Here is a 15479-nt window from a genome sequence, read left to right as displayed (position 1 = left end):
AAGGGCCGTAGTCGAGATTTGCACACATAATCGACATTTAGTCGTTTATCTATGCAAGAAAAGCGAATAACTGGACGATCCGCAAGAAAGAATACCCGAAACACTCCGCCGGACAGAGGGCCGTCGTCCGATCGGCTGCCGCAAGCCGGCGACTGGAAACGTAGAGGGGAGCAGGCTCCCCGAATACTACATCCACGTCCAGCGGCATGCCCACATGGGCTACTGAGTCCCCTCGGGAGCAGCACCGGACTCACGGGGGAGTATCCTCTCGGCCAGCCTCCCCGCCACCACCCAGATGAGCATGACGCATACGACCGAGACGATCCCGTCGGCGGCATAGTGCCAGGCGAGGCATACGGAGCCGATCCAGATGAGTGCGGTATAGGCGTAGAGCAGCTTTTCCATCAGCGGATACGACCTGCGCATACCGAGTGCGAAGAGGAGCGAGGTGGCGATATGGATGCTCGGCATGGCCGATATGCCTCCGCCGTATTCCAGGACGCCCCCGCTGTACCCGCCCCACAGCCGCTCCTGGATCCGCAGGGCACTCAGTGCCCCGCCGCTTTCGGCAAACGACTGCAGGCGGCCCATGAGGTCCGCATAAGGGCCGGGCTGGCCGGTGACTTCGACGAAGTAACAGGGGCCGGCCGAGGAGAGAAGTGTGGCGAGCGCATTGCCGAGAAAGGTCCATACGAAGATGTAGGCGAGGAAGAAGCGCAGCCTCGACTGCAGAGGATGGCGGCCCAGCGCGTGGAAGAGCAGGGTGATGGCGAGCAGCGAAAGCCATACCGGATGATAAAGGAAATCCAGTGCCCGGATGAGCGGTTCCCGGCCGATCACGGCCCAGAACGCCTGCCAGGGGTCATGGCCCAGGAAAAGAGCCCTGTCGAGAAGATGGAGCGCGCCGTCCAGCCGGAACGGGACCACATCCGGGATCATGTGCTTGTACGAACTGTAGACGGACTTGTCGAGAGGGATGATGGCCAGCACCGGATAGGAAAAGAGCAGACGCTCTTTGGAGAAAAGATGGTGGCGGTACCCCTCCGCCAGGTAGGACACCAGCCGTTTCGGCCGGACGAAACCCATGACGTAGAGCGGGTAGAACACCACGAACGCCGACAGGGCGATGGCGTAGAGGTACAGGGCCACAGAAGCGTACCTGCCGAAGCTGAGGGTAGAGGTGTCGTGGTTGGCTTCAGCAATACCATAGACGGCGGCGACATGGACGAGGGCCGAAAGCAGCAGGGCGAGGGTGGCGGCAGTGAAATCCCTTCCGGAGCGCACGCCTCCGGGCCTGGCGAACTCGACGTCGCGCGTGAAAGCCGGCGCGGCGCGCGGGAAGCGGGATGACGCAGGGTTCACCCGGGTCGTATGATGCGAGCCATGGGGGTCCATAGCTGCAAAGTATGGCTTTTTTGCCTTATGGCCATGCCAGAAGGGGAACCCGAAGCCGCGCAGTCCCCCCTACCCCGCAAACGCCCAGACGAGCGCCGCGATGGCGATGGCGGGACCAAACGGCCACTCCGCCTCCTCCCGAAGGCCCATGAAGCGCCGCCACACGAAGTACCATACGACGGTGCCGAGGCTCGCCCAGAGCAGCACGTGGAGCACCCCGCCGATCCCCCACCAGGCGCCAAGCGCCGCCAGGAGCTTCAGGTCCCCGCCGCCGACCCCGGCAGTCCCCCGCACGAGGCGGAACAGGGCGGAGGAGCCGCCGAGCAGCGCCAGCACGAGCACGGCCGACACTGCGGCGGAAACCACGCCCTGCCCCGTAAGGCCGAGATGGCTCGCAAGGAGGCCCGCCAGGCCGAGCGGCAGCACCACCCAGTCCGGCAGCATGGTGGTGTCCCAGTCGATGATGGCCAAAAGCAGGAGCGCGCTGGAAAGAGCGGCCGAGGCGATGGCCCCGGGAGCGGCGCCGCTTCCCGACAAGGCCCAGAGAAGAGCGGAAAGGAGCGGCACCCAGACGAGCCGCAGAGGCGGTACGGGGCGGCCGAGTCCGCCGCCGGGTCCCTGCCACTCGTCGGGGGGCGCCGAGGCGAGCCGCAGCACCTTTTCAGGGATGATGCGTCCGAGAGGGACGAGCCATAAGCCCGCCATCGCGCCGCCGAGCCACCAGGCCCAGGCCGCAGGAGAAAAACCGGGCATCGGGAGATCCATCGCTGCAGGGATTTATTTGGAGAAGGTTTCCATCACGCGGATGATCGCGGGCCCCAGGAGCACGATGATGAGCGTCGGGAAGATGAAAAGCCCGAGCGGCAGCGTCAGCTTGACGGGGATCTTGGCGGCGATCTCCTCGGCGCGCTGGCTGCGCTTCGTGCGCATCATGTCGGCATGCACCCTCAGCGCCTCGGCCAGGCTCGTGCCGAACCGGTCGGCCTGCACGAACATGGAGACCAGGTCGTCGAGTTCCTCGAGTTTCGCACGCAGCGCGAGATTGCGCAGCGATTCGATGCGGCTCGCTCCGGCGCGCATCTCCATGGTCGACAGATAGAACTCCTCGGCGAGCTCCGGGCAGCTGCGGGCCATGTCGCGCGAGATGCGCGCAATGGCCGAATCGATGCCCATGCCCGACTCGGTGCAGATGAGCATGAGGTCGATCATGTCCGGCAGGCAGTCGCGCATGCGCCCGATCCGCCGCGCGGTCATGAAACGCAGGATAAGCTCCGGAATATAGTACCCCGCTGCCGCCGAGAGCAGCACGTACATCGTGGCCTGCATGAAGGGCATCTCCGGACGGGTGAGGTGGAGGAAGAGCGCCAGCATGGCCGGAAAGACGAAGGTAAGGACGGTCTTGACGGCGAAGTAGTAGCCCGGCGCGTTCCTGTCGCGGATCCCCGCCTGCAGGAACTTCAGCTGCAGGCCGGAGTCCTGCCACCCCTCTTCCGGGAGCGAGAGCTTCGAGAGGATGTTGACGACCTTCGAGACACGCTGCAGGCCGACCTTCCTGGCTTCGAGGGAGGCGGCACTCTCCCCCCCGTTGCGGCCGACGCGCAGGAGGCGCTTCTTGACGGCCATCTCCGAAGCGAACCCCTGCACGACGGGGACGACGGAGGCGGCGGCGACGCCGCTGAGCACGATGGCCAGGATCTCTATGGTGGTGTTCATGATGCTCGCAGCTTATTGGTTACACCTTGATATTGACGATCCGCTTCATGACGAAGAACCCGAAAATCATGAGCGCTCCGCTGATGTAGATCAGGTTGACGCCCTCTGGTGTGGTCCAGAGCGTTGAGATGTAGTCGCGGTTCACGAGCGAGAGTACGGCCGTGATCACGAAGGGCATGCTGCCGAGCACCCAGCCGGAGGCCCTCCCTTCTGAAGCGAGCGTGCGGATCTTGCCGCGCAGCTTGATGCGCTTGCGGATGGTCTTCGAGAGCCCGTCGAGCAGCTCGGTGAGGTTGCCTCCGGTCTCGTGCTGGATGATGAGCGAAGCGACGAAGAACTTCAGGTCGGCGGAGGGAACCCGCTCGCCGAGCTCGCCGATGGCGTCCCTGAAGGGGATGCCGAAGCCGATCTCGTCGAAGACGACCCTGAACTCCCCTCCTATCGGGTCGGGATACTCCTTGCCGACCATGCCGATCGACGAGGTGAGGCTGTGCCCGGCGCGAAGCGCGCGCGTGATGTGGTCGAGCGCTTCGGGAAGCTTGTCGTCGAACGCCTTGCGTCGCTTGGCCGCAAGCCACATAAGCCAGAAGATCGGCAGGGAAGCCACACCGGCGGAGAGGCCGAGAAGCGGGAGCGTCCCGGCGTAGCGAAGCGAACCGATGAAGAGCACCGTACCGAAGAGCACAGGGATCAGCGCGGCCACCTGTCCTGCCTTCAGCGGGCTGTCGGCGTGGCGGACCAGGCGCTCGAGCCAGCGGAACGCCGGGGCGTTCTGGCTGAGCCAGATTTCGACCGGGCTGTCCTGGCGGACCTTCTTCCTGGTCTCGGACGACTGGGCGCCCGCCTCGACGGCGCTTCGGACGGTGCGCAGGCGCTCCTTCCGGGCGCGGGCATCGGGATCGAAGAACCGGATCCATATCCCGTAGCCGAGGAAGACCGCGGAGACCACGAGGAGGAACACCGCAAAGGAATAGAGCAGCATGGTCATGGTCGCACCTCCCGTTAGTCGTTGATGTCCGGATCGAACATCCCCTCGCCGAGCGTAATGCCGTAGGCCTTGATCTTGTCGATGGATTTCGGCGGGATGCCGTTGGCGCGGAACGAGCCCAGCACCGTGCCGTCCGGAGCGGTTCCTGTTCGTTTGTAGCTGAAGATCTCCTGCATGGTGATGACCTCGCCCTCCATGCCGCTCAGCTCCTGGATGCTGGTGACCTTGCGCGTGCCGTCGCTCATCCTGGAGATCTGCACGATGAAGTGGATCGAGGAGGAGATGAGCTCGCGCAGGGCCTTCGAGGGCAGGCTGATGCCGGCCATGCCGACGAGGTTCTCAAGCCGCCCCAGGGCGTCGCGGGAACTGTTGGCGTGGATGGTCGAGAGCGAACCGTCGTGGCCGGTGTTCATGGCCTGCAGCATGTCGATGACCTCGGCGCTGCGCACCTCGCCGAGCACGATGCGGTCGGGCCGCATGCGGAGCGAGTTCTTCACGAGCGCGCGCATGGTGACCTCCCCCTTGTGCTCGATGTTCGGAGGGCGGGTCTCGAGCCGGATCACATGCTCCTGCTGCAGCTGCAGCTCGGCCGTGTCCTCGATCGTGACGATGCGCTCGTCGTGCGGGATGAACCCGGAAAGGATATTGAGCAGGGTGGTCTTGCCGGTGCCGGTGCCGCCGGAGATGAGAATGTTGCACTTGACCCGGACGAGCGCCGCGAGCAGCTCGGCCATCGGGGCCGTCAGCGTGTTCTTTTCGATCAGGTCCGGCATCTGCAGCGGAACCACCGCGAAGCGCCGGATCGTCAGCGACGGACCGTCGAGCGCCAATGGCGGGATGATTGCGTTGACGCGCGAACCGTCGGGAAGGCGCGCGTCGGCCATCGGGCTGAACTCGTCGATGCGCCGGCCCACCCTCGAGACGATCTTGTCGATGATCTTGAGAAGGTGCTGGTCGTCGTTGAAGCGGACGTCGGAGTGCTCGATGCGCCCGTTCCTCTCGACGTAGACGTTGCCGGAGCCGTTGACCATGATCTCCGAGATCGCCGGATCGGCAAGCAACGGTTCCAGGGGCCCGAGCCCCATGATCTCGTTCTTGAGGTCGGTGACGAGGCGCGTGCGCTCCTGTTCGTTGAGAGGAACGGGAGCCTCTGCGATGAGCGCCTGCAGCTGGGTCTCGAGCTCGCGGCGCAGCTGGTCAGGGCTCATGGTCTCGATCGAGGCCAGGTCGATGCGCGTCAGCAGCTGCTGGTGCAGCTTCTTCTTCATCACGTAGTAATCGACACTGGGGCCGGACTTCGGCTTCACCGCCGGCTCGGGTGCCGGCTGACGGCCGTTCCCGCTGGTTCCGTTGCCGTTCGATTCCGGACGGGGCAGTTCACGGGCAGCCGTTTCGGGAGCGGCTCCGGGGACCACCCTGCGTCGCTGGGAGAGGCTCCAGCGCCCTATCTGATCTTTAAGCGTTGCCATAGCGATTCCTTGGGTTGTTCGCTACCGGCCAGGCCTGCGGCCCAGTCGACGATGGTTCTGGAAAGCTTGGAAGCGGGTGCCGATTCGACGAGCGGCCGGCCGACGAGGAGGGCCTCCTCGAGGGATGCGGCGTCGGAGGGGATGCGGCGGTCGACCGGACGGCCGACGATCTTCTCCATTTCGGACGCCTGGATGCGGCTGCTCGCGTCAGCCCGGTTCAGGATGACGTCGATGCGCGAAACGGGCTTTTCGAACTCTCCGGAAAGGTTGAGCAGCTGGCCCGCCCTCCGCAGCGAAGGCAGCGAAGGCGTCATGACGACCGCAAGCTCGTCGACATGCTCGAGCACCCAGATCCCGACGGGATCGAGGCAGGAGCCGAGGTCGAGCAGAACATAGTCGTAGCACCCGGCGGCAACGCCGGTCAGTTCGCTCACCCGCTCGGGCTCGATTTCGACGATCTTGTCGAATCTGGCTGGCGAGGCGATGAGGTCGAGCGAAGGCGAAACATGCTGAACCATGCTGTCGAGGAGCGAGCGGTCGAGCCGTTCGCACTCGGCGGAGATGTCCGCCAGGTCCTGTTCGTGCTCTTCTCCGGTGAGGTACATGTCGAGATCGCCGAAAGGCAGCGAAACGTCGACGGCGAGCACCCTCTTGCCGGGAATCCGGGAGAGCGCGAAGGCCATGTTCGCTGCCAGGGAGGAGCTGCCGTCGCCGCCCTTTGCGGAAACGAACGCGAGCACCCTTCCGTTCTTTTTCGGAGCGGCTCCGTTGGTTCGCTGCTGCGTGCGCATGATGAGCTGGCGGATGGTCTCGTCGCCGGTGTCTGCGACCACCTCGCGCACTCCGGCGCGCATGAGCGAGAGCAGCAGCTCGGGCTCCGTATGCGGGTGCACCGAAACGACGGCGGCCTTCGGCAGCGCGAGGCAGAGTTTCTCGACCTCCTCGACGTACCTGGATCCTGCCGCGTTGAAGCCGGAAAGGATCACGAGATCCGGCTGCTGGACGGAGAGCTGGCGGACCATCGCGCCGACGTCGCCCTCAAGGCTCGTCAGCCGGTGCTGGCCCGCTTCGGGCGAGATCACGGGAGCCCTGCAGGGCTCCGGGCTGTAGACGACAATCTTCATGGCTTGCTCACTGGACCAGGATGGGAGGCGTGTAGGCGCCGTAATCCACGCCGTTGCCGTTGCCGGGATCAAGATTGGGGAACATGGCCATGTCGATGAAATGGCCGGAGATGTATTTGCCGCCCTGGCTGTACCCGTCGATATGAAACGCTACGATACCCTTGATGGGCTCGAAGTCGTTGGTATCGACATCGTCCACGATGAACATGGCCACATCCGTGCCGACAGGAACCTCTCTGTAGAGCGTGGCCTTGGCTCCCGGCTGCAGATAGGTGAGGTCATCGATGCCGAGCCTGGTAGAGTTGCCGTTCTCGATGAGATCGCGCATGAACGGAACGTCAGGGTTCTTTTGGGAAGACTGGAACGTGGTCCACTGTCCGGAGAGCTCTTTGGTACCGTCGAAGGTGTAGATGGAACCGAGATGTATGGTCGGGGCATCGCCATGTTCATCCAGGACGGGTGTGCCATCGTTTTTATTCCAGAAATGGTCCAGCATCGCGGTGCCGATGACGAACGGAAACAGCCCGGTTCCGCCGGCCGGCGGAGCGATGACGGCAATAGCGCTTGCCCGGACATCGGTGTCGTCAATGCCGAAGATCGGCGCGAACGAGAGCCCCAGCGGGCCACTGTTCTCGGACGAGGAAATCGTGATGGTGGCCCTGACCGCCGGCACGTCGCCCGGTATGGCCGTAGCGTGGATGCCCAGCGATGGATTCGGGATGTTCCAGTAGCCCGTTTCAATCAGGGCGGCCTGGATGAGCTCGCCGTTGGCGACGTTGCGCCGGGCGACCTCGAGCGCTTTTGCCGAAGCGGCGGACCAGTTGTAGGGTGTACCGCCCGCATCAGAAAGCGAGCGGGCTCCGGCCATCGATGCTGCGTCGGCCGCGTTCTGCAGCTCGACCTTCGTGAGATGGATGCGCGCCAGGTCGACCGCCAGTGCGGTGAGACCGATGAGAACCGGGAGCATGATGGCGAACATGATCGCCGCGCCGCCCTTCTGCCGGCGGATCCGCCTGCCTCTGTGGTGTGGATGCTTCATGGTCATTCGATCCTCATGGTTGTCTGTGCCGACATGGGCATATCACCGAATATGTAGAGGCCTGTGTAGGTGCCGCTGGCGGCCACGGTCAGTATATCCCCCGATACCGTAGAAGTGATGGAGGGTGAGATCGAACCACCGAATGATATCAGGTTCTGGCTGCAGAGAGCCGAGGCGGCTGCATTGGCGCTGCTCATGATGGTGGCGTCGGTCCGGTCCGCCACGTAGCGGATCCCGGTGCGGGCTCCTTCACGCGTAGCCATGGTCAGCACCGTCTTGTTGTAGAGCGCGACGGAGAAGGTGATCATGCCGAAGAGCAGGAGCAGGAACACCGGCAGGACGAAGGCGAACTCCACGAGCACCGCGCCTTTCTGGCTGCGGCCACTCCGCTCTGCACGCGCGGGCGCGTCATGTCCGGTGCGGGTGTTCATTTCGTCCTCCCCGTCGAGCCCTGCAGCTTGCCTTCCAGGAAGAACTCGTTCGGCGTCGGCGTCCTGAAGCGCTCCGTCGGCAGTTCGGGCATCTCCTTATTTCCGGTCTTCACGAGGGTCGGGCGCACGATGACCATGAGTTCGGTCGTCTCCTTCGTCATCTCCTTGTGCTTGAAGAGCTCGCCGAGGATCGGGATGTCGGCAAGCAGCGGCACGGCTCGGATAACCTCGTTGAGGTTGTCGCGCAGCAGTCCGCCGATGACCAGGTTCTCGCCCTCCTGCATCTGTACGGTGGTCGAGGCGTAGCTGGTCTTGAAGGCCGGCAGCGACGTCATCGTCCCGGCGGTGATCGCCTCCTGCAGCGGCTCGGAGACCTCCGGCGCGACCCTCAGCGCGATACGGCCTTCGTTGAGCACGGTCGGCGTGAAGCGCAGGCCAACGCCGTAGGTGCGCTCGACATAATCCACTGAACCGTTGCCGGTGATGGTCGGCGTATAGACCTTGCCGCCGACGAGGAAGTACCCCTCCTGTCCGCTCATGGAAACCATCGTCGGCTCCGCCAGGATCTTGATCGCCCGCTCCTTGCGCTCGGCATCGGCCGACAGGCTGTTGCCCGGAGACCGGTGGGCCTGGAACAGGAGATCGAGCGTGGCGTTGCTGACGAAGCCGGTCATGAGGCTGCCCTGCACGTTGCCGAGCCCCTGGGTCCAGCCGACTCCGAGGGATTCGATGTAGGACTTGGAGACCTCGGCGATGCGTACCTCAAGGCGGACCTGCTGCGGATCACGGATCTTGAGCAGGTTGATGAGGCGCGGACCTTTGGAATCGGCCTTCATGCCGGCCGGGTTGGTGGTCATGCTCATGGGACCGGTCGAGCCCGAAGCGCTGCTTCCTGAATTGGATATGCTGGACGGTATCGCCGTGCCGGTGGCGGCGACGCTGCTGGCGAGGAGCGTGGCCTCGGGACTCAGCACGGGAACCGAACCCCCATAGTACCCGGTGGCGAGCCTGCAGGCCGTGTCGGCAACGAGCGTGTTGGCGACCGAACCGGTCAGGACCAGCGCCGGGCCTCCGGAGAAGATCTGGATGTCGGTCTCGTTCGGCAGCACGGCCGAGAAGAGGTCCTCGAGCGTAGCGGTATTGTTGCTGACCTTGAGCGGCGTCGAGGAGAACCCGCCCCTCTTGTCCCATATGATGAGGTTGGTGGCTCCGGCCGACTTGCCGGACAGGTAGAGCTGCGAGGAGTTGATCATGATGTAGTCGGCCACCTTAGGGTCGCCGACGGCGACGCGGCTGGCGGGCCGGTCGAGCTTGTAGACCCTCGACTCCCCCACGGGCACGAAGTAGGTCGAAACCGCCGCCATCGAGGCTGCGGGGAGTGCGCCTGCAAGCGCCACGAGGGCGCCCGTTGTCCAGGCCATGCGCTTCAGGAATGTCTTTTTCATGTCCGTGTTGGCTAGGGAGTTGACTTGCGGCCGCGGACGGTTCCGCGGATCTCTTCGGGCTCGGAGTACCTGCGCACCGGCGCGGCACGGGCAACCTTAGGAGAGGACTTTGCCGGCCCGTTCGGGTAGACGATGTCGCCGAGGCGGACACCGGCGGAATTCACCTCTCCGGTATCGAGTTCGTTGCGGAGCACGAGCGACAGGTCTCCGATGCTGCGGGCCAGGTCGAGCTTTTCGGCCTCGACCGGAGAGAGCTCGAGCGTGACGGCGCTGACCACCTTCGGCTTGTCCGGTTCGGCGGTGGTCTCCTGCGCTGCAGCCAGCACCTTGACACGCGAGAGCACGGTCCGCGAGAACGGCTGGCGGCTGGCGTCCTTGCCGCTGACGAGCACGTCGACGTAGCTGCCCGGCAGGGCGAAGCCCGCGACCGAGATCACCTCGTTCACCTTCACCGTAATGGCGCGCTTGCCTTCGGGAATGATGGATGAAAGGCCGCCGGTCGCGTTGATCGGTGCGAGCTTGCCGGGAAGGATCGGCTCGCCGGGAATCATCGAGACCCGGGCGATCCGGCCCACCACGTCCGCGGTGCGGCTCTTGGCTTCATGCGGCACGGTCGAACCAGGCCAGTCGACGGCCCTGACCTGCATGGCGGCAATGGCTTTTCCGGCTTCGATCGGCTGCTCGACGATGACGACCGTGTGTCCGGAGGACGCATCGGTCTGCAACGAGCGGGCGGTGATGAAGGCCGCCGTCGCACCCATGGTGAGTGCGACGGCAGCGATGATTGGCTGTTTCACGGCTTTGTTAGTCAAGGTGTTTTTCTTCAGAGTGCATTTACTCGGACTAGGCCAAGGCCGCTGCAAGCTCTGTTTTGATTTTATCGAAAACAGCTTCCACATTATCTCCAACAAGACCAACTGTTGTAATTGCAACGACTGAAACCAGTGCGGCAATTAAGGCATACTCGATCATGGTCACGCCTTTCTGCGACTTGACGGTCATGACTTTTGCCATGATCATGGCGACGATGTTGTTTAACATGGTTTCCTCCAGAGAGTTTTGTTGATGGTTGTTGACGGTTACTTCAGCATTTCATTGAATGCTCACCATCAACAATGCACATGGCGTGCCAAACCGGAGACCGATCACGCATCCTGCTTGTATCAATAAGGTTACCGGCGCACCTGGGGGACAGCACGCCGGAATCACCAAAAGCCATATTCTGCGCACTCTGCGTCATCATGCCACAGCGAGCACCCCACGCTGCGCCATAATGACACAACACAAAGGCTCTCGTCTGCTTCCCTGCGGATAATGCTTAGGGAAGATCGCCGAAAAGCCGAACCGCCGCGGCCGGAAGCTGCGTCATAATGCACCGGGAGTCCGCCAGGCCGAGACGGAAGAGACGGCGGAACCCGCAATGCACACCCCCGCCGAAACGACGTTCTCAAAACATCCGAAAACCACCCGTCCCGTCGATTCAAGACCCGATCACTCCGCAATAAATCCAATACCTTCCGACATATTGAAAGCGTATTCGGCACGTTTTTATGCGCGGATACGATCATCATTCGCGAATTGCCCGCCACAAAGCATCCATATACCCCATATATAGATATACCTCCATAACGCCCTATAGACCCACTATTCTTCCTTGCAACACGGCCCCACTTTGTGTACTTTTTATATAAATCAATCGCATACGATGGGTATGGGAGACCCCCCTGAAACTCCGAACGCCTCCCATAAACAGCCCCCGAACAGTGATACCGAAGCACCTTGCACGCAGGCTTATCGAAGAGAGCACGGAAGGTTTTTTCACCAGAAACCCCTCCCGCATCGATTCCGCATTGCCGGCACGCAGCAACCGACCTTCGACAGCGAAGGCATGGGCCTGCGCAGCGCAGGAGCGCCCGACCCACCTCATTCCCGCGTCACCGGACAGGGCCCCGCCCTGTGAGGAGGCGCTCCGCCTACACGGCGGGGCGAACGGAAACGGAAAGAGACACGCATCCGGTCCCCAACAAAAACACATGAGGTGACACTATGCTGACCCCCACCATGCAGCAGCAGCAACAACAGGAAAAAGGCGTGACCATGATCGAGTACGCCCTCATCGCGGCCCTCGTCGCGGTCGTCGTGATCGCTACGCTGACCACCGTCGGCGACCAGCTAGTCGCGATCTTCACCGACATCACCACCGCCCTCAGCGGTGCCACGTCCGGCAGCTGAACTCTCGAACCCCCATTACAGTGAAACTGCCAGTCTACGCAGCCATCGCCCTCACGGTGGGGGCGATGGCCTCAGTCGTCGCCGCCCGCTGGGTGGGCTCCACGAAGGACGACGCCCGAGCCACGGGACCGAGCGTCGTCGTCGCGGCCCGGCCCATCGAAGCCGGCAAAGCCATTGAGGCGCCCCAGGTCAAAGCCGCACGCTGGCCCGAGTCCGAAGTTCCCGAGGGGGCCTTCTCGAACACCAAAGAGATCGTGGGCCGCATCGCCCGCGCCTCCATCGCCACCGGTGAACCCGTCCTCCCCTGCAAGCTCGCCCCGAAGGAGGCCACCGGCGGACTCTCATCCATCATTCCCGAAGGCAAGCGGGCCATCACGGTCCGCGTCAACGACGTGGTCGCCGTGGCGGGCTTCGCCCTGCCGGGCAGCTACGTCGACGTGCTCGTCCGGGGCAGGGATGAAAACCGCAAGCCTTTCGCACGGATCGTACTCTCGAGGGTGAAGGTGCTCGCCGCGGCCCAGGAGACCACGGCCGAGCCCGACAAGCCCAAAGTGGTCAAGGCCGTCACGCTCGAACTCACCCCGCGCGAATCCGAGAAGCTGGACCTCGCCCGAAGCATAGGAAAGCTCTCGCTCGTGCTGCGCAACGAACTCGACGCCGGCAATGTCCGCTCGTCGGGCGTACGCCTCGGCGACATCATCTCGAGCACAGAAGCCTCCACGGCGCCTGCCGGATTCGCTCAGGGATGGTACTCGCCCGAGGAGATCCGCGGCATAGGCCGCAAACCAGCACACACCCCCGCGCCATGAAGAAATGCCCCGCCCCCCCCGAACGCGCGCGGCGGCGCACGGCCGCACTCCTCGCATTCGCCCTCTTCCTGCCCGCCGCCTCCGCCGCCGCGCCCGCCCTCTACCGGGTTCCGGCCGGCGAGTCGAGGGTCTACCGGCTCGACCGCCCGGTCGAGCGCGTCGCCGTCGGCGACCCTGACATCGCCGACTTCATCATGCTCAGGCCCTCGGAGCTCTACCTCCTCGGCAAGAAGAGCGGATCGACCAACCTGATCCTCTGGGAGACGGGAGGACGCGTCTCGACAAGGCCGCTCGAGGTAAGCCGCAACGTCGCCCCCCTCAGGCGGCTGCTCCGCACGGTACTCCCCGAAGAGCGCGACATCAAAGTCGTCACCTCAGGACCCACCATCGTCGTCTCCGGCTCGGTCTCCGACGCCCTTGCCGCGGAGACCGTCCGGAGGATCGTACGCACCTGGCTCGGCGGCAGGGCTCCCGACCCCAGCCCCGAAGCATCCCTCACCCGGAGCGACGCCGCCGGTACTGATCCTGCGGCGGCCGCAACGACAGGCTCCGGCGCGACCGAACCCCAGGCCATGAAAGGGGTGGTCAACCTCCTCAGGATCCGCAACCCGCAACAGGTGCGGCTCGAGGTGCGCATCGCCGAGGTATCCAAAAGCCATATCGAATCCCTCGGGCTCAGCTGGGCCCAGAACCACGGCGGCACCCGGGGAAGCATCATGACGGGATTCGTCAGCAGCGCCACCGTCGACATGCTCTTCAACGCCACCGCCACCTCCACCGGAGCAGTCGGCAACGAGCTCAGGCTCGACGCCGAGAAGAAGGAGGGGGCGATCAAGATCCTCGCCGAACCGACCATAGTCGCCATGAGCGGCGAGGAGGGGTACTTCCTCGTCGGCGGCAAGGTCTATACGCCGACGGCCACCGGCACCGGCGCGGTCGACTACGTCGAGCGCAGCTACGGCGTGGGGCTGCGCTTCACCCCGAAGGTGCTCGAGGGCGGGCGCATCTGGCTGAAGGTCGCCCCGGAGGTCTCCGAACCGCTGCAGGAGGCCGTCACGGCCGGCACCACCTCGACCCTCCCCTCCTTCAAGACCAGCTACGCCTCGACCACCGTCCAGATGAAGGAGGGCGAGAACCTCGTCATCGGAGGCCTGCTCCGCGACAACCTCACCGAAATCAAGCGGTCCCTGCCGCTGCTCGGCCAGATCCCGCTGCTCGGCGCGCTCTTCCGCCACACCGAAACCAGCTCCGAGACGACGGAGCTCCTCGTCGTCGTGCGCCCGACGCTGGTCGCGGCCAGCGGCGAAAAGCCGGAGCTCCCCACCGACCGTTTCACGGCGCCCACAGCAAACGAACTGCTCCTCGAAGGAAAGCTCGAGGGGACCAGGGAGAAGGAATGAACGCGCCCGAAGAACAGTGCCGCCGTGAGAAGGGCAGCGTAATCGTCGAGTTCGCGCTCATCCTGCCCCTCTTCCTCCTGCTCGCGTTCGGCATGGTGACCGTTTCGGTGGCCCTCTACGACAAGACCGTGCTTACCATGGCGAGCCGCGAGGGCGCCCGCACCGGCATCCGCTACGTGGCCGGAAGGACGGAGGCCGGCATCACGGGCAGCGCCAACGCCGCCGCTCTCGAGCTCTGCCGGCAGAACCTGATCTCGTTCGGAGGCACCATGACGCCCTCGGCCACATCCACCGTCTCTGGCGACATCCTGACCGTGGAGGTCAGCGGCACCTACACCGGGATCTACCTGTTCGGAGACATGCAGATCTCCTCGCGAACCAGCATGAGGATAGAATGAGCATGAATGCGCCGCGCTGCAGGCACAGCCAGCTCGAGAACCAGCGGGGTTCGGCCGCCCTGCTCTTCGCGCTCTTCCTCCCCGTGCTGCTGGGTTTTGCCGCACTGGCGGTCGACCTGGCGCGCGTGCAACTGACGAGGATCGAACTGCAGAACGCAGCCGACGCGGCGGCGATGGCCGGCGCCCGCTCGCTCGACGACCCGGGCGGCGACCCCTACAACTGGACGGCGGCCGAGACCGTGGCGCTCGAGTTTGCGCGAAGGAACGTCGCCAACGGCGAAGCAATCCTCGACGCCGAGATCGAGACCGGCTACTGGAACATCCCGGACCCATCGCTCGGGCTGCACGGTGCGGCCGCGGCGGGAGACGTGCCGGCGGTCCGGGCGAGGATATCGCTGGCCGAAGGCCGGAACGGAGGTCCCCTCCCCCTCTTCTTCGCCCCCATCCTCGACATCGCCGATTCCGAGGTCCGGGCCGAAGCCGTTGCCGTAATCGCGGCTCCCGCCGGCGGCTCCGGCCTCTTCCCCTTCGTCATCGGCAAGAAGATGCTCGACCACTACTGGGACACCCTCAGCGGCTCTCCAGTCCTCGACGCGGACGGCGAAGCGCCCTCCATCAGGCTCGGCTCCGTCTACACCTTCGACGGCCAGGACGTGCTCTCCGGCCAGTGGACCACCTTCCAGTCCGACCAGAAGAATCCCGACGTCCCCTTCATGCGCGATCTCATCGAAAGAGGCAATACGACGGCGCTCTCGATCGGCGATGACACCTATATCCAGCCGGGAGCAAAGGCCACGCTCTACAGCGAGGTTCCTGTCGGCACCGATGTCGCCATATTCGTCGTCGAAGAGGTCGATACCGACTCGTTCGAACCCATCGTCGCCATCGCCGGCTTCCATATCGACGGATTCAACCAGGGCGGCAAGTACATCACCGGCCATTTCATCGACATGGCCATGTTTGCGGGCCTGGATCCGGGCAGCGGCGAGGGCATCGATTACGGCGCCCGCACTCCACCCATACTCGTCCAATAACA

Annotated in this window: 16 protein-coding genes; 5 read left to right on the top strand and 11 right to left on the bottom strand. The window is 64.2% G+C overall.

What is annotated here, in order from left to right:
* Positions 1-219 precede the first annotated feature (219 nt).
* From E0L29_RS09120 to E0L29_RS09070, 11 genes are all read right to left on the bottom strand, one after another.
* Positions 220-1362, bottom strand: coding sequence for a phosphatase PAP2 family protein (locus tag E0L29_RS09120; RefSeq protein ID WP_165498872.1), 1143 nt, complete (start codon positions 1360-1362; stop codon positions 220-222).
* A 102-nt stretch (positions 1363-1464) separates the two neighbouring features.
* Positions 1465-2160, bottom strand: a complete 696-nt coding sequence (locus tag E0L29_RS09115) for an A24 family peptidase (protein WP_131358012.1) — start codon at positions 2158-2160, stop codon at positions 1465-1467.
* Positions 2161-2172: 12 nt separating this feature from the next.
* Entirely contained in the window at positions 2173-3108 is a 936-nt protein-coding gene (locus E0L29_RS09110; protein WP_131358009.1) for a type II secretion system F family protein, read from the bottom strand.
* Between the two features lie 19 nt (positions 3109-3127).
* Positions 3128-4096 carry a type II secretion system F family protein gene (locus E0L29_RS09105; protein WP_131358006.1) on the bottom strand — a complete coding sequence of 323 codons (969 nt, stop codon included), beginning with the start codon at positions 4094-4096 and terminating at the stop codon, positions 3128-3130.
* Between the two features lie 14 nt (positions 4097-4110).
* The gene (locus E0L29_RS09100) at positions 4111-5565 is read right to left on the bottom strand and encodes a CpaF family protein (RefSeq protein ID WP_131358003.1); all 1455 of its coding nucleotides are present in this window, start codon (positions 5563-5565) and stop codon (positions 4111-4113) included.
* On the bottom strand, positions 5541-6689 hold the full coding sequence (locus E0L29_RS09095) for an AAA family ATPase (RefSeq protein ID WP_131358001.1): 1149 nt from the start codon (positions 6687-6689) through the stop codon (positions 5541-5543). Before E0L29_RS09095 ends, E0L29_RS09100 begins: the two co-directional genes overlap by 25 nt.
* Before the next feature lie 7 nt (positions 6690-6696).
* Positions 6697-7734 (bottom strand): TadG family pilus assembly protein, encoded by a 1038-nt coding sequence (locus E0L29_RS09090; RefSeq protein ID WP_131357998.1) that lies wholly within the window; start codon positions 7732-7734, stop codon positions 6697-6699.
* Positions 7731-8159, bottom strand: a complete 429-nt coding sequence (locus tag E0L29_RS09085; protein ID WP_131357995.1) for a TadE family protein — start codon at positions 8157-8159, stop codon at positions 7731-7733. The genes E0L29_RS09090 and E0L29_RS09085 overlap by 4 nt, the downstream gene beginning before the upstream one ends.
* Complete coding sequence (locus tag E0L29_RS09080; protein WP_131357992.1) at positions 8156-9604, bottom strand: pilus assembly protein N-terminal domain-containing protein; 1449 nt, start codon at positions 9602-9604, stop codon at positions 8156-8158. Before E0L29_RS09080 ends, E0L29_RS09085 begins: the two co-directional genes overlap by 4 nt.
* A gap of 11 nt (positions 9605-9615) precedes the next feature.
* The gene (gene cpaB, locus E0L29_RS09075; protein ID WP_131357989.1) at positions 9616-10401 is read right to left on the bottom strand and encodes a Flp pilus assembly protein CpaB; all 786 of its coding nucleotides are present in this window, start codon (positions 10399-10401) and stop codon (positions 9616-9618) included.
* Positions 10402-10447: 46 nt separating this feature from the next.
* Positions 10448-10645 (bottom strand): Flp family type IVb pilin, encoded by a 198-nt coding sequence (locus E0L29_RS09070; RefSeq protein WP_207387775.1) that lies wholly within the window; start codon positions 10643-10645, stop codon positions 10448-10450.
* Positions 10646-11650: 1005 nt separating this feature from the next.
* Here E0L29_RS09070 and E0L29_RS09065 point away from each other — a divergent pair.
* From E0L29_RS09065 to E0L29_RS09045, 5 genes are read left to right on the top strand one after another with little or no spacing between them, the layout of a single operon-like run.
* Complete coding sequence (locus E0L29_RS09065) at positions 11651-11836, top strand: Flp family type IVb pilin (protein WP_165498871.1); 186 nt, start codon at positions 11651-11653, stop codon at positions 11834-11836.
* 20 nt (positions 11837-11856) lie between these two features.
* Entirely contained in the window at positions 11857-12645 is a 789-nt protein-coding gene (cpaB, locus tag E0L29_RS09060; RefSeq protein ID WP_131357986.1) for a Flp pilus assembly protein CpaB, read from the top strand.
* Positions 12642-14045, top strand: a complete 1404-nt coding sequence (locus E0L29_RS09055) for a pilus assembly protein N-terminal domain-containing protein (RefSeq protein ID WP_131357983.1) — start codon at positions 12642-12644, stop codon at positions 14043-14045. Before cpaB (E0L29_RS09060) ends, E0L29_RS09055 begins: the two co-directional genes overlap by 4 nt.
* Positions 14042-14443 (top strand): TadE/TadG family type IV pilus assembly protein, encoded by a 402-nt coding sequence (locus E0L29_RS09050; RefSeq protein WP_131357980.1) that lies wholly within the window; start codon positions 14042-14044, stop codon positions 14441-14443. Before E0L29_RS09055 ends, E0L29_RS09050 begins: the two co-directional genes overlap by 4 nt.
* Positions 14440-15477, top strand: a complete 1038-nt coding sequence (locus E0L29_RS09045) for a pilus assembly protein TadG-related protein (protein WP_242664348.1) — start codon at positions 14440-14442, stop codon at positions 15475-15477. The genes E0L29_RS09050 and E0L29_RS09045 overlap by 4 nt, the downstream gene beginning before the upstream one ends.
* Positions 15478-15479 lie beyond the last annotated feature (2 nt).

The sequence above is a fragment of the Chlorobium sp. N1 genome, assembly GCF_004332115.1.
Lineage (GTDB): Bacteria > Bacteroidota > Chlorobiia > Chlorobiales > Chlorobiaceae > Chlorobium.
The sequence above is the reverse complement of the archived record's forward strand: the minus strand, read 5'-3'. Positions and strand labels throughout refer to the sequence as shown.